Origin of the sequence: Gordonia asplenii (assembly GCF_012933505.1) — a bacterium.
Taxonomy (GTDB): domain Bacteria; phylum Actinomycetota; class Actinomycetes; order Mycobacteriales; family Mycobacteriaceae; genus Gordonia; species Gordonia asplenii.
On record NZ_JABBNB010000010.1, the window covers coordinates 1 to 14195 of the forward strand.

The following is a 14195-nucleotide window of genomic DNA, read 5'->3' on the forward strand; positions in this document are numbered from 1 at the left end:
CGCCGATAACGCCGAGACGACCGTCAGCGAATTCTTCGCCGCCACCAGGTTCGATATCGTCGAAATCGGATCCGGACTACGAACCTCCCACGAATACACCACCATCTTCGAACGAGTCGTCAACACCATCACAGCCAGGCAACCAGGAGTGCGATTCTGCTTCAACGACTCCCCCGAAACGACGCTGGAAGCGGTGAGACGGTGCTCGCGAGGCTGACCCGAACACCGACAGAAGCGCTGGTCTAACAATCGCGATCTCAATGGGCCCAAATACGAATTGATCCCAAATACGAATAGATTCAGCTTGAATCACGCCTGCGTTGTGCCCGAAGTGTTTGAAGCACCGAACCTCTCACCCAGCGTCCAGGATAGTGACTCGTTGCCATGCTTCGAGAGCTCGTACTGCGGCACCGATACTTCGTCATCACCGAGGCGCCGTACCGCATCCGCCACCGCGTCCGCCCGCTGTTTGAGCTCACGCTCGACGACAGCGCGCGGATGATGCGTCGCGAGGCGGCCAATCAGCGCGACCTGATCGGCGGCCTCGTTGAGTGGATGTCCAACGTGCCCTTTCACATGGAAGAACTCCACGGTGCAACCTAACCCATCCCACGCGTCCTCGAACCGGTCAAGGGCGGCTTCGCCAATCCCGCGGTATCCCTCCACTGGCACTCGGTCGTGGATAATCGCCCGCGCGACCTGCACGGCATCAACCGAGTCCGACAGCACACAGAGCTCATGGATTATGTGCGGACCAAACTTTTCGACTCGTCGAGCGCGGTCGTGCACCGCTGCCCGCTACCGTCGATGCCGACGCGCATAGAGCGCGTCACGGAGTGGCGCGGGAAACCTCAGGGTTTCTCAACTCCCAAGGCCGCTCCCGGTCCGCCGCCCGAGTCCCGAGAGGCCAATCGAAGGACTCACCTGGACCGGGAGCGGTCGCCACGCTAACAGTTGCGCAGCAGCCGACACACCGCTCCCGACGTCGGTCGGCAACGGCATCCGCAGCACCCGGGCACCCTCCACCGCCTCGCCATGCTCGTCGAGCCAGACGGAGTTGATAAAGCTCGGGACCCACGCCTGCGAGTCGTCGAACCACTGGAACCCCAGAAGCCGCTGAGCACCCATCGCGAACCGGGCTGCGTCTCGGTCGTCGAGCTGTGCGAGCGTCGCCGTAATCTCGTTCTCGCTGAACGGGGTTGCGCGGGCAACGCACTTGGCGCACCCGCACTCGTTGGGCGCGACAGGCTGGGCCATCTCGCGCGCCAGCATCTCGCGGCCAAGCGCCACGAGCCGACGTTCTGATCGACGCCTCACGCGGTCCTCCCCCGGTCGACACGCTGACGCAAGTACGCACCCATCGACGTCACCGGCGCCGGGTCTCCCAGCCGTCCCCGGGGAACCGAGAACTCGACGGGACGACCAGCTGTGTGTACGAGGACGTCATGAGCGACGACGAGCGCGGCGAGCTGGTCGGGCTGATGCTGGCCCGCCTGCCACAACACCGCGACATCTTCCAGGCCCAGGCCGTGCAAATGGCCGGCGATCCGGCACGTGCCCGTCTCGATCGCCTGCAGCAGTGCACTCGACCGCGCGATGGCATCCCCACCACCACGACCCGACCCACGAGGGGGCCACGACGTCACCCGGGGACGGTGTGCTGTGTGAGGGTGTGCGCGCTGGTGACGGTCGAGCGCGTCGGAGACGACCCGCGTATAGGTCTCCCGGGCTGCGAAGCCCTCCACCGCGATCTCAGACGCGCCGACCTCGTGCGCGAGTTGGGTTGCTGCCCTCGCCCACTCGTCGCTCGTCATCGGTGCCGAACGGTCAGCGATCACGACGACGACTCCCTCGGTCGTGATCGACGCCGCGATGAGTCCGCAGCTGTCACCCCGACCGCTATCAGACGGGTCGACACCGATCACCGTCATCACCGGCGACTCGGGAGCGTGGGCGAGTCGCCAGCGGTCGAACCATGCTCGCTGCACCAACCCGCCCTCGGGAGGTGCGGGGACGCCCTGGAACAGCGCGTGCCACGTCCGTTCACCCACACTGGCGCGCAGGTCGTCGAAGTGCGCCCGTGTCCGTCCGCGAGCACTCGTCATCGCCACCCCGGGCGCACGGCTCAGCGCGTCGGACACGCCAGCAGCCGCTATCGCCGGGATATTGATATGGGTCCAGCGGTCGGGCTCCTCAGCGAGGAGCGTGCCCGCCAAGTCCTCGGGGTGCCAGCGGGTCTGGATCAGCACCACACTCGCATCCGGTGACAGACGAGTCATCAGGGTGGAACGGAACTCGTGAATCACCCGGTGTCGGTGCGCCGCGCTGTCGGCCTCCTGCGCGTTCTTCACCGGGTCATCGACGATCAGCAGGTCGGCACCAAAACCGGTGATGCCCGACAGGATGCCAGCCGCCAGCAGCCCACCCCGCGCACCCTCCACCCGCCAGCGACCCACCGCCGTCTTGTCAGAGGCCAGCGTGAACCCGAGCAGCTGCGCGAACTCCGACACCAGCGCCCGCGCCTCGTGGCTGTGCTCCCGAGCGAGGTCGTCGCCATAGGACGCGAGGATCACCCGGGCGTCGGGGTCGTCGGCGAGCGCGCACAACGGCCCGACCTGAGACACCAGCGTCGATTTCCCCTCACGCGGGGGCATCGTGATGATGTAGCGGCCCCCGGGCTGTGTAATCGCTTCTCGCAGAACGTCAGAGATGAGCGCGAAGCGGGCGTCACCCGATAGCCGGGGACGATGCGCTGCGCCAAACCCGCAGGCGTCGGCGGACGATAACCCTCTCGGCTGCCGTGAAGTGCTCGCACACCCACCAGCGCCGCCACGCGCTCGGCGACCGCCGTGCTCATACGAGCACCAACGGGTTGCTGCCCGCAGCTGCGTGCGCCGCGCGGCTGAACGAATCAGCAGACGTGATGTAGTTGCGGCCCCGAACCTTGACCGTCTCGACCTCGCCACGCTCGACGAGCGCGACAAGCGCACTCAGACGCGGCCAAAAGCCACCGGGCAGTGTGTCGCGGACCCGCGACCACGGCACCAGCTTCCTTCCCAGGCGGTGTGTGCGCGAGCGCCGCCAAGATCGCGGCCTCGTTCTCGTCGTAGTCGGACATAGCGTCGTCTCCTCGATCTCATGCGTCGTCAGTGGACACGCAACGGGTCGAGGCACCTCCCGCTGACGTCGAGCACCACGGTAAAGGTCGAGGGTGCACAGCACCGGCGCAGCGACGCAGCAGCGCCGTAGTTCTGCAGGGAGAGAACCGATTACGCGTCCCGCTCCTCGTAGTCGTCGGCATAGTCGTATCGCGGGCGACGGTGGAACACGGCGCGCAGCTCCTCGTCGTCCATGACGTAGAACTCGTTGGCGACGCGCCACGCGATACCACGGTTGATCCGAAGGAAGGCAGCCTTCATCCCACATGGGTCATCGACCTTGCAGACGCCGCACTTCTTGCGGTGGTCCTCGTTCATATGGTCCTTGGTGAGCATCACCAGCACTTCCAGCCATCGGTCGCGCGACGCGTAAATCTGCCTCAGACGACGTTCCGGGTCGGGCGTCGACGTCAGCTCACTGTCGGACCCACCACCCGATCCCCACACCGCGATCTCATCGAGCAGCTCGTTACCGAGGCGCGTCATCTCCCGCTTGGTCAAGCACGGAACGGGCTGATTGCACTCGCGACACCGGCCACTGCCGTCGTCGTCGAGATGGTCCTTGGTCAGCTCGACGAGCGCACGTCTCGTCTTGGCCAGCTTCGATAGCGCCTCCTCGATCTGGGCCTCGAAGTCGACGGGAGGCTTAGGTGGAGTCGCGGGTTTGATGGGGCGAACGGGAATCGTCGCCATCTGTCGGGCGTGCGCTCGACGCTGCTCGGCTTCCCGCCGATCAGCGCTGACGTAGCGCAGCAGCGCTCTCAGGTCCTTGACCGACAACATAGAGGTGTAGGCCTTCGGTTTGACGTTGGCCTTCGTGCGAATTTCCAGGAACCGGCGTCGCTTGACCCCGTAGTAGTTCTGGAAATCGCGCACTGACATAGGTGCGAGCGCTTCATCGTCAGGCAATGGGGTAACCCTCCTGGTGCGTCGCCGCGACCAGACCCGATCGACTCCGAATATGGGCGTCCCCGAGATGCGGGGAACGTGGACCCTCTAGGCTGTAGCGGTATCGCCAAATACGCGTCGAGCCCTGTCGGAGTCCGCTCTGGCAGGGCCTCGGCGTCTCTGGCGACGGACTCTGATGAATCCGCCGTTCACCATGGTAAGTGGAAGCCCCGACACCATCGAGCACGCTTGTGGATAACTGAGTGTTTCACGTGCGACTGTTACACCTCGTCCGCGAGCGCATTCAGGACGCGCTGGCAATAGTCGAGCCCCGTGTGGCACATGGTCACGTAGGTATTCATGGCTCGCTCGTGACGAGTCCGCTTACCCCGCCCTTTGACTGCTGATGGAGTCATATCCATTTCGTGCGCGATCTCATTTCGCGCCTTGAACAGCGGGTTTAGGCCTTTCGCATCCTTGAATAGCTCCCGCTGTTCGGCGAGGCCAAGCGCTGCAAGCGTAGCCGTGACCTGGGATTGTGATTGCAGACTCGACCCGGTGAGACTATCGACGTACGCAGCCCGCAACGTCTGCTCTGGTTCAGTGGTGACGAGAAGTTTCGCGACCTGCCTGGCGTTGAGAGTGCCCTGATTTTGCAGGTACGCCGCCGCGAAGTCGATGTACTTTTCCCGTGCGCCGTCCGATTTCTCAACTTGGATCGGGATGCAAGATCGAACGGCCTGCTTGAGGACAGAGTCGACACCCGCACCCGCGAACACCACAGCCGCACGGAACAGATCATGCTCGGCATGGGTCAGACGGCCACGGCCAGCTGGTCGCGTTGCACGTAACGCTGGATAGGTCACCTCGATAAGGCTCTGAACCGAGTCGTATGCACTCGCCAGGTACCGCTGCGCCGCCCAAACTGACGACTCGGCTTCCACCCGCGACGCCTCCAGCGGCGGGAACGGACTAGGCAATGTGCTACTCCTCGATCTGTCTCGAAAATGAGATTAGTCCTGCGCCTGCGAGGTGGTGAGCGTTTACGGGCCCGGTCCCGCGAACAGCATCAAGCTGTCGCCTCGTTCGTAACTACATCTGCCCGATCGACCCACCGCGCAAAGAGGCTCCACGCGGCCAGCGTTTCCAGCGCCTCTTGTTCGGTCAAGTCTTCGGCTCCAATATGATTCAGCGGGTTCCGAACCCCCGCGAAGAGACCTCGCCCCAGCGACAGCGCACCCAGGTGCCGGTCCTTGAATAGAGCGGGGTTGGTCTCGTCGCACAAACGCAAGCGCACTTTCCCCTCATCAGGAGGAGATATGCCAAACGCGGCCTCGACCAAGTTCGACTCGCCAAGGTCGGGGCGCTTGGCCTTGGCCTTCAACTGGGAGTTGACGTTGATTGCTGCAGCCCAAACAGCGGCGTCATAGTTGTCCGCATTCCAATGAGGCCTCGCCGCCTCCCAGACCCACGGGTGAAGTGCGTCGGCCGCCAGAGCCGGTCCAGAATGTGACAACCCCAAACGCTCGCGAACCTCGATGCCCTCTTCCAGTTCGAAGATCAACTCACGGACGGTGGTGGCATTCATGTTTCGGAAGTAGCGGTCATTCCAGTCCGCCCATACAGCCTCGGCTACGCGGAGAACACGGTTCGTGATCTTTGCTCGCTCCGCGGTCGAGCCCTTCAGTCGCTGCTTTGCTCCGCGCGGCTCGCGCTCAGCTTCCGGGATTGCGACGCGCTCATGCAGCCGAAGCCACTCGTTGCACTGCTCGACCGCCCATTCCGAGTCGAGGCCCTGAGGCGCTCCGGTGTTGCGTGCCGCAGCATCGTCACCGCTCACGGCTGCGACCTCCTATTTCTTAGCGCTCCCGGACGTTGATCCAAACCGGAACTCCACCACATCCCCATCGGCCATCACATAATCCTTGCCTTCCATCCGGACCTTGCCGGCCGCCTTCGCCGCCGCCATCGACCCGTTGGAATCGAGATCGTCGAACGACACAATCTCGGCCTTGATGAAGCCCTTTTCGAAGTCCGTGTGGATCACGCCGGCGGCCTTGGGCGCGGCGTCGCCCTGGTGAATCGTCCACGCGCGCGCCTCTTTCGGCCCGGCGGTCAGGTAGGTCTGCAGGCCCAACGTGTGGAAGCCGGCGCGCGCGAGCGAGCGCAGGCCGGGCTCGTCCTGCCCGATCGAGTCGAGCAGTTCCTGCGCATCTTCCTCGTCGAGTTCGAGTAGTTCGCTCTCGACCTTGGCGTCGAGGAACACGGCGTCGGCGGGTGCGACCGTAGCGCGCAGTTCGGCCTTGCGCGCGTCGTCGGTGAGCACGCCCTCGTCGGCGTTGAACACGTAGAGGAACGGCTTGGCAGTCATCAGATGCAGATCGCGAACGGCACTCAGATCGAACGAATCCTTTTGAGAGAAGAGCGTTTTGCCCTCATTGAGGATTTCAGACGCCTTCTGTGCGGCAGCCAGCGACGCCGCCAGTTCTTTGTTCTTGCGCGCTTCCTTCTCCAACCGCGGAATCGCCTTCTCCAGCGTCTGCATGTCGGCGAGAATCAGCTCGGTCTCGATCACCTCGATGTCGGCGAGCGGGTCGACGCGGCCGTCGACGTGCACGACGTCACCGTCGTCGAAGACTCGCACCACCTGACAGATGGCGTCGGCTTCCCGGATGTTGGCGAGGAACTTGTTGCCCATCCCCTCCCCCTCGGAGGCGCCCTTGACGATGCCGGCGATGTCGACGAACGACACGGTCGCGGGCAGGATGCGCTCGGAACTGAAGATCTCGGCGAGCCGCTGCAGGCGCGGGTCGGGCAGCTCCACCACGCCGACGTTGGGTTCGATGGTGGCGAACGGATAGTTCGCCGCCAAGACGTCGTTGCGGGTCAACGCATTGAACAGGGTGGACTTGCCGACGTTGGGCAGCCCGACGATTCCGAGGGTAAGACTCACGGGGAGTCAGTCTATCGTGGCAGTTCGACGTGGCCGCGCCGCTACCACCCCGTGAAAACCACCTCGTCCGCTCGCATAGACCTCGCCTATCCAGCGAGGTGTGTGCCAGTGAACGAGGTGGACGGTGCATTCATCATGGCGAGCAGCCGCTGCGCGAACGCTTCCCGATCGTTCAGTGTCGCCCAACCCCAACGCACCACACGAAGCCCCAGTTCGTGCAGCCGGTCGGTTCGCTCCTTCTCGCGCCTCAGCACGGACGGATCTTGGTACTTGACGGTGCCGTCGGCCTCACCCACCAGTCGAAACTCCGGCCAGTAGAAGTCGACGCGCGCGACACACGTCCCCGCTGCGGTCAAGAACTCGTGCTGGAGCGTCGGCGTCGGAAGCTGGAGCTCGCGCATTTCGATCCGACTGCGGGATTCCAGTACCGATTCGGCCCGCCCGTCCATCAGGCCGACGAACTCACGCGCTCGGCCGGCCCCGGTCATTCCCTTGGCGAGGTCGAGCTCACGGTGGAGGTCGTCGACGGTGCATAGTCTCGTGAACAGCGCTGCGTCACCGACTGCGACGGCCGGGGTCTTCGCGTAGCGCCGCGCGATGTCGACGACGGTGCGCGCGGGGGCGGTCACCGGCAGCGCGACGCCGCCGACAGTGACCGTGTCTCTGAGGCGACGATCGGTGACGAGGCGCACCACTCGACTCTGCCTCGTCCCGGGAGGTCGAGTGAAGTCTGAAGCGACGACGCGCTGAGTCGGCAAGCCCCAGAGTGGCAACCCCAACACCGCTGCGGCCGACACGTCGGCGAGCGCGCGGTCGACCGGGCGCAACGGCGGCGGGGCGAGCTTGCGGGCCCACAACTTCACCCGCTCGACGTACAGCGCTTCACGCGACGGCAGCGTCGCATGCGGCGGTGCATACAGCCCCGGACCGATGCGATCGATGTCGCCACGACCGAGCGCACGCCAGATGGCGCTGTCGTCGTAGCCACGGTCGAGCAGTTCGCGGCGCGTGCAGTTCTCGTCAATTTCGAGTTGGGTCACGCTCTATTCGACGCACCGCACACCCCAATCGGTTCCGCTCCACGGCGACTACCCGGATCCACCCCGTCTACTGTCATCCACCTGGCCCGGCCGATGAGGTGGGCGCGAGTGAATGAGGTATTTCTTCGTCGCTCAGCGCAGTCGACGCGTTCGCAGATGACTCGCCAACCGCACCGACGCCTCGATCTCCGCTTTGCGGATCGACACGCTCTCCACATTGAAGCCGTGCGGAATCCCCAACTGCTCGCAGTACGACGTCAACTCGCGCGCGGCGAGAATGCACTGGTCATACGACTTGGCCAGCGGGTCGGGTGAGTGCTCGAGGTCGTTGCGGACCCATCGGGGAACCTCGACACCGAGCCACTCGAGAAATTCCACGGTCTTCATCGACCCGACCACCGACAACGTGAAGATCACTGGCACCGGCTCCAGCCCGGCTTCCTCACAGGCGTAGAAGTAGTCCGACACCATGCTCTTGGCAGCCGAGGTGTCGTAGACCACCTGAGTCACGAAGAACGACGTCCCCGCCTGCTGCTTGCGCACCAGGCGCGAATGCTCCACGCCCCCGGTCGAATGCCGCTCCGGGATGGCGACACCGCCGAGCCGCATCTGCGGCGCGACCTCGTGCCACAACTTCTGCGCGGTCGGCAGATCGGTTCGCCGCACCTTTTCGCCGGTCGACGCCCCGACGAAGGTCGTCAGCACCTTGTCCGGATCCTGCGCTGCCAGCCAGTCCGACAACTGACCCTCTTCGTATTTTCCGACGCAGCGGTATACGACGACGGGCTTGTCCCAGCCGGTCAGATGCTGCTGATAGAACTCCGCAGGATCCTTGGTCGGCAGGTACGGAAACGGGCGCTCGCTGGGATTTCGATCGCTCTCGTCGTCGATGTCGTAGAGGATCAGGCCGTCGACGTCGATCGCATGGAGTCGTTCGACGGTGACGTCGGCGATGCGCTGCGCGTCCTCCGGTGTCGTCGAACGACGCGGCGGAGTGATGCTGAACAGCAACAATCCATCTTCACGACCTGCAATCCGGTCTGCCAGTCCCACATCCACTCCCTCGCTTGCGGCTTGGACCATCGTACAAAAACGCCGTCGCGCACCCGATGACGGCCGTCGACGCCCGCGAATCAGCCCGGTGTGCATGTTCGACGCCGGGCCGTCCGCACGGTGCCGACCAGCACCGGTTCGAACTGCGTTGACCGCGCACCGCCGCGCTGGTGGAACACACCCTGCGGTACTGGTTTCCCGCCACGGCGACTACATCCGCCGCAACGGATCACCGCCGCGAGAAGTCGACCACCGCAGTCGCAGACGACTACCGCAGCAGCGCCACCGCGGGCTTCACGACTGCACCGGCCCACTCGACGGCGAACGGCCATCCGCGCCCCCTACGGACCCGCCGGCCTCGCGCCCAACAAATCACCCCATTCAGCCAACGAGATTTACAAATCTTTGTGTTTGTATAGACACACGACGAATCATCATCTAATGTCTAGTGACACAAGCCACAACCAGCTCACTCCAGGAGGTTCCGATGAGCACCCCACCACTCGAAGCCCACTCGGCCTTACCGGCCACGGAATGGCGCGACAAGAAGCGCCACCTGTGGCTCCTCGGCCTGATCCCGCCGACCGCGATCTTCATGGCCACCGGATTCGTCGCCGCGATGAACGCCATCGGCCACGGCCTGCAGCACGTGTCCCCCGTGTGGTGGTGGATCGGCCCCATCCTGCTGTTCGTCCTGCTCCCGGCCCTGGACATCTTCTTCGGCCCCGACGGTGACAACCCGCCCGAAGAGCTGATGGAACAGCTGGAGAACGACAAGTACTACCGCTACTGCACCTATGCCTTCATCCCGTTCCAGATGGCCAGCCTCGTCTACGCCTGCTACCTGTGGACAGCGGACAATCTGTCCTGGATGGGCGTCGACGGCGGACTGAGCGTCGTCTCCAAGATCGGCTTGGCCCTGTCCATCGCCGTGATGGGCGGCATCGGGATCAACACCGCTCACGAGCTCGGCCACAAGAAGGACGAGCTGGAGCGCTGGCTCTCGAAGGTCACCCTGGCACAGACCCTGTACGGCCACTTCTACATCGAGCACAACCGCGGTCACCACGTTCGAGTCGCCACCCCCGAAGATCCCGCGACGTCACGTTTCGGTGAGACCTTCTGGCGCTTCCTGCCGCGCAGCGTGTGGGGCAGCCTCACCTCGTCGATCGAACTGGAGAAAAAGCGTCTCGACCGTGCCGGCAAGTCGTTCTGGCATCCGAGCAACGACGTCCTCAACGCGTGGGCCATGTCGATCGTCCTGTGGGGCGCGCTGACGGCCATTTTCGGCTGGGAGATCCTGCCCTACATGGTGATTCAGGCTTTGTACGGATTCTCGCTGTTGGAGACCGTCAACTACCTCGAGCACTACGGATTGCTGCGCCAGACCACCGCGAGTGGCCGCTACGAGCGCTGCAGCCCGCAGCACAGCTGGAACTCCGACCACATCTGCACCAACATCTTCCTCTACCACCTGCAGCGCCACAGCGACCACCACGCCAACCCGACGCGCCGCTACCAGACCCTGCGCAGCTTCGACGGCGCGCCCAACCTGCCCTCCGGCTACGCCAGCATGATCACGATCGCCTACTTCCCGCCGATCTGGCGCAAGGTGATGGACCACCGCGTCCTCGACCACTACGACGGCGACATCACCAAGGTCAACATCCAACCCCGCAAGCGCGCGAAAGTCCTCGCCCGCTACGGCGCGACCGCGTAGGAAATCCGATGGCAACCTACCGATGCCCCGTATGTGACTACGTCTACGACGAAGCCAAAGGCGCACCGCGCGAAGGCTTCCCGGCCGGCACCGCCTGGACGGACATCCCCGACGACTGGACCTGCCCCGACTGCGGTGTCCGCGAGAAGATCGATTTCGAAGGAGTTTCAGCATGAATTACAAGAAGTTCATCTGCGCACAGTGTGGATTCGAGTACGACGAGGAGCTCGGCTGGCCGGAGGACGGCATCGAGCCCGGCACCCGCTGGGACGACATCCCCGACGACTGGAGCTGCCCCGACTGCGGTGCCTCGAAAGCCGATTTCGACATGGTCGAGGTCGCCCGGTCATGAGCTCTCCCGACGCCCCGCACGTCGTCGTGGTGGGGACCGGCATCGCCGGCATCACCACCGCGGAGACGTTGCGGGCCAGCGGATTCGACGGTCGGATCACCGTCGTCGGCGACGAGCCCGACCTTCCCTACCGGCGTACCGCACTCTCCAAGGACATCGTCTCCGCAGACCTCTCGACCGCGAAGGTCACGCTGCGCAAGCCCGGGTTCTGGGCGGAGCGTGGCATCGAATTCCGCACCGGCACAACGGCAGTCGGCATCGACACCGCGGCCCGGACGGTCAGCTTCGACGACAGGACCGAAATCGCCTACACCGCACTGGTGCTCGCGACCGGCGGCACACCCCGTCGGTTCAGTTGGATGACACGCGACGTCGCGGTCCTGCGCAATCGCGCCGACGCGCTCGCGGTGCAGGCTCAATTGACAACGGGCACACCGCTGATCGTGATCGGCGGCGGCCTGATCGGGATGGAACTCGCGGCGTCGGCAACCGGCGCCGGTGTCCCGGTGACCGTCCTCGAAGCCGCCGACCGCCCCATGGGACGGGTGCTCCCGCCCGACGTCTCCGACGTCATCGCGGCCGCACACCGGGCGCACGGTGTGGACGTGATCACCGACGTCTCGATCACCGCAGCCGCTGCCGACCACGTCGAAGGCGACGGATTCGACACCCCCGCAACGGGTTTCGTCGTCGCAGCACTCGGCATGGTGCCGAACACCGGGTTGGCCGCCAAGGCCGGCCTGCGCATCGGAACGAGCGGCATCGTCGTCGACGCGCATCTGCGCACCAGCGCACCCGGCGTGTATGCAGCGGGCGACGTCGCCGAGTACCCGCATCCGCTCACCGGAACGCATCACCGATCCGAACACTGGCTCACCGCGGGTGATCAGGGCAAGGTAGCGGCGTCGACGATCCTCGCCGACCTCGGCTACGACGCCGAGCCGTCCACCACCCCGGTCCCGCTGGCGTGGACCGTGCAGTACGGCACCAACATTCAGATCGCCGGCTGGCCCGCCGAGGGCGACCGCATCGAGGTCGACGGCTCGCTGTCCGATCTCGACGCCACCATCCGCGTATTCGACGGCGAATTGCTCGTCGGCGCCGTCGCGGTAGGCCGACCCGCTCACGGACGAAAGACACGAGAGGAGATCACCGCATGTTTGACTCAGTCCCAGTCTCCCGTCGAAACCTCGTCGACCCCGTCGCCAGACTCGCGCCCGTCGTCGGCGATAAGCTTGGCCGGGTGACGTCCCGACCCACCTACGCCCAGGCGAGCAAGGCACTGCTGCGCAACTCGCTGCTCGACGCCCTGCGTGATCTGCTCGTCGACCGCGACTGGTCGGCGATCACGATGACACACGTCGCCAAGGCGGCCGGGGTCAGCAGGCAGACCGTCTACAACGAGTTCGGTTCGCGCTACGGGTTGGCGCAGGCCTATGCGCTGCGCATCGCGGGCACCTTCGCCACGCATGTTAGCGTTGCGATCGAGGAGAACGTCGACGACATCCACGGAGCCCTGTACGCGGGCTTCAGCGACTTCTTCGCCCGCAGCGGAGAGGACCCGATCATCCGGTCGTTGCTCGCCGGCGACGCCAACATCGACCTGCTCAAACTGATCACCACGGACGCGGCGCCGCTGATCACCACCGCGAGCAACACGCTCACGACGTCGTTCACCACGTCGTGGCTGCAATTGGCCGAGGTCGACGCCGTGCGGATCGCCCGGGCGGTCACCCGCATGGCGATGAGCTACGTCGCCATGCCCCCGGAGGGCGACCGCGACGTCGCGAGTGACCTCGCCGAGGTGATGGGACCGGCCATCGCGGCTGTGTACCACGGCAATTCGGTCGCGTCGGGGCACTGAGCGCGCGCTACGGCGTAGCCGGATCCGCCCCGTCGACCTGCGCGTCGATGCTCGGCGGGTCGGCGCCGACGTCGTCGATCACCTCGGGCACGTTCTCACCCGCGGCCTCGGCGATCTGCTCGTTGACATAGCGGAACACCACCGCGAGGGCCGATGTGGCGGGCACCGCGAGGAATGCGCCGGTGATGCCGAACAGCGTGCCGCCCAGGGTGACCGCGAGCAACACGATGACGGCGTGCAGATCCATCGACTTCGACTGCAGCCACGGCTGCAGAACATTGCCCTCCAACTGCTGTACCAGCAGGATGATGCCCAGCACGATCAATGCCTGAGTCAGGCCGTTGGAGACGAGGGCGATCAGCACGGCGAGTGCTCCCGCAACGAAGGCACCGATGATCGGCACGAATCCGCCGAGGAACGTGATCACCACCAGCACCGATGCCAGCGGAACCTGCAGGATGAACAATCCCGCGCCGATCAGCGCGGCGTCGACGAAACTCACGATCGCCTGGGTCCGGATGAAACCGCCGAGGCTCGCCCACACTCGCGTCAGCACCGCGGCGGTGTGCGTGCCCGACGGATGCCCGAGCGTCCGATTGAGCCACGGCACGAATTTCGGGCCGTCTTTGAGGAAGAAGAACACCAGGACCACCGCGGTGAACATCGTGATCAACACCGACGTCGCCGCACCTACCCCGCTGAACACGCCCGACGCGATGGACGCGGCACTCGACTGCAGCTTCTGAGTGACGGTATGGACGATGTTGTTGATCTGGTCGTCGCGCAGATTGATCGGCGGTCCCTGAATCCACGACTGCAGCTTCTCGACACCCTGCGTGCCCTTGTTGGCCAGTTCGGGAGCCTGCTGGACGATGGACGGCACGATCCAGGTCAGAATGCCGGCCAACACACCCACGCCGACGAGCATCATCACCGCCGACGCCGCGGCCGGTGGTATTCCCTTCGCCCTCATCCAGCGGACCGGCGGCCACATCACGGTGCACAGGATGATGGCGAACAGCACCGGGAGCAGCACCACCCAGAACTTCGCCAACACCCAGAACAGCACCCACATGGCCAGTGCGATCAGGACGAATTGCAGGCCGACGATCGACGTCGCGCGCATGCCGGACATGAAGACCTGTCCGCGGGTGGGGTACGCAGGCT

The 14195-nt window shown here is 64.9% G+C and carries 16 protein-coding genes and 1 pseudogene; 6 read left to right on the forward strand and 11 right to left on the reverse strand.

Annotated elements, in window-relative coordinates:
- Positions 1 to 217: pseudogene (locus HH308_RS29540) on the forward strand (hypothetical protein); the annotation flags it as partial.
- 92 nt (positions 218 to 309) lie between these two features.
- Here HH308_RS29540 and HH308_RS11175 read toward each other — a convergent pair.
- The 10 genes from HH308_RS11175 to HH308_RS11220 all read right to left on the reverse strand — a co-directional run bounded on the left by HH308_RS11175 (position 310) and on the right by HH308_RS11220 (position 9092).
- Positions 310 to 729 (reverse strand): hypothetical protein, encoded by a 420-nt coding sequence (locus HH308_RS11175; protein ID WP_170194290.1) that lies wholly within the window; start codon positions 727 to 729, stop codon positions 310 to 312.
- 132 nt (positions 730 to 861) lie between these two features.
- Positions 862 to 1290: a hypothetical protein gene (locus HH308_RS11180; RefSeq protein ID WP_170194291.1), complete on the reverse strand. Its 429-nt coding sequence runs from the start codon at positions 1288 to 1290 to the stop codon at positions 862 to 864.
- Between the two features lie 23 nt (positions 1291 to 1313).
- Positions 1314 to 2654 (reverse strand): terminase large subunit domain-containing protein, encoded by a 1341-nt coding sequence (locus tag HH308_RS11185; protein WP_246284530.1) that lies wholly within the window; start codon positions 2652 to 2654, stop codon positions 1314 to 1316.
- Between the two features lie 199 nt (positions 2655 to 2853).
- Entirely contained in the window at positions 2854 to 3045 is a 192-nt protein-coding gene (locus tag HH308_RS11190; protein WP_170194292.1) for a hypothetical protein, read from the reverse strand.
- A 224-nt stretch (positions 3046 to 3269) separates the two neighbouring features.
- Positions 3270 to 4040, reverse strand: coding sequence for a hypothetical protein (locus HH308_RS11195; protein ID WP_170194293.1), 771 nt, complete (start codon positions 4038 to 4040; stop codon positions 3270 to 3272).
- A gap of 287 nt (positions 4041 to 4327) precedes the next feature.
- Entirely contained in the window at positions 4328 to 4912 is a 585-nt protein-coding gene (locus HH308_RS11200) for a hypothetical protein (protein ID WP_170194294.1), read from the reverse strand.
- A gap of 203 nt (positions 4913 to 5115) precedes the next feature.
- Positions 5116 to 5886: a TIGR02391 family protein gene (locus HH308_RS11205; protein WP_170194295.1), complete on the reverse strand. Its 771-nt coding sequence runs from the start codon at positions 5884 to 5886 to the stop codon at positions 5116 to 5118.
- 12 nt (positions 5887 to 5898) lie between these two features.
- The gene (ychF, locus tag HH308_RS11210) at positions 5899 to 6999 is read right to left on the reverse strand and encodes a redox-regulated ATPase YchF (RefSeq protein WP_170194296.1); all 1101 of its coding nucleotides are present in this window, start codon (positions 6997 to 6999) and stop codon (positions 5899 to 5901) included.
- A gap of 86 nt (positions 7000 to 7085) precedes the next feature.
- Positions 7086 to 8039: a type IV toxin-antitoxin system AbiEi family antitoxin domain-containing protein gene (locus HH308_RS11215; protein ID WP_170194297.1), complete on the reverse strand. Its 954-nt coding sequence runs from the start codon at positions 8037 to 8039 to the stop codon at positions 7086 to 7088.
- Positions 8040 to 8171: 132 nt separating this feature from the next.
- Positions 8172 to 9092, reverse strand: coding sequence for a methylenetetrahydrofolate reductase (locus HH308_RS11220; RefSeq protein WP_312870538.1), 921 nt, complete (start codon positions 9090 to 9092; stop codon positions 8172 to 8174).
- A 487-nt stretch (positions 9093 to 9579) separates the two neighbouring features.
- Here HH308_RS11220 and HH308_RS11225 point away from each other — a divergent pair, with 487 nt between their 5' ends.
- The 5 genes from HH308_RS11225 to HH308_RS11245 are packed head-to-tail and all read left to right on the forward strand — an operon-like array spanning position 9580 to position 13028.
- Positions 9580 to 10812, forward strand: a complete 1233-nt coding sequence (locus HH308_RS11225) for an alkane 1-monooxygenase (RefSeq protein WP_170194299.1) — start codon at positions 9580 to 9582, stop codon at positions 10810 to 10812.
- An 8-nt stretch (positions 10813 to 10820) separates the two neighbouring features.
- Entirely contained in the window at positions 10821 to 10988 is a 168-nt protein-coding gene (locus HH308_RS11230) for a rubredoxin (RefSeq protein WP_170194300.1), read from the forward strand.
- Positions 10985 to 11164 (forward strand): rubredoxin, encoded by a 180-nt coding sequence (locus HH308_RS11235; protein WP_170194301.1) that lies wholly within the window; start codon positions 10985 to 10987, stop codon positions 11162 to 11164. The genes HH308_RS11230 and HH308_RS11235 overlap by 4 nt, the downstream gene beginning before the upstream one ends.
- A complete protein-coding gene (locus HH308_RS11240) occupies positions 11161 to 12411 on the forward strand; it encodes an NAD(P)/FAD-dependent oxidoreductase (protein ID WP_170194302.1) in 1251 nt (416 codons plus the stop codon). The genes HH308_RS11235 and HH308_RS11240 overlap by 4 nt, the downstream gene beginning before the upstream one ends.
- The gene (locus tag HH308_RS11245) at positions 12408 to 13028 is read left to right on the forward strand and encodes a TetR/AcrR family transcriptional regulator (protein ID WP_170194303.1); all 621 of its coding nucleotides are present in this window, start codon (positions 12408 to 12410) and stop codon (positions 13026 to 13028) included. The genes HH308_RS11240 and HH308_RS11245 overlap by 4 nt, the downstream gene beginning before the upstream one ends.
- Before the next feature lie 7 nt (positions 13029 to 13035).
- Here HH308_RS11245 and HH308_RS11250 read toward each other — a convergent pair whose 3' ends face one another.
- The gene (locus HH308_RS11250) at positions 13036 to 14163 is read right to left on the reverse strand and encodes an AI-2E family transporter (protein WP_170194451.1); all 1128 of its coding nucleotides are present in this window, start codon (positions 14161 to 14163) and stop codon (positions 13036 to 13038) included.
- Positions 14164 to 14195: the final 32 nt, after the last annotated feature.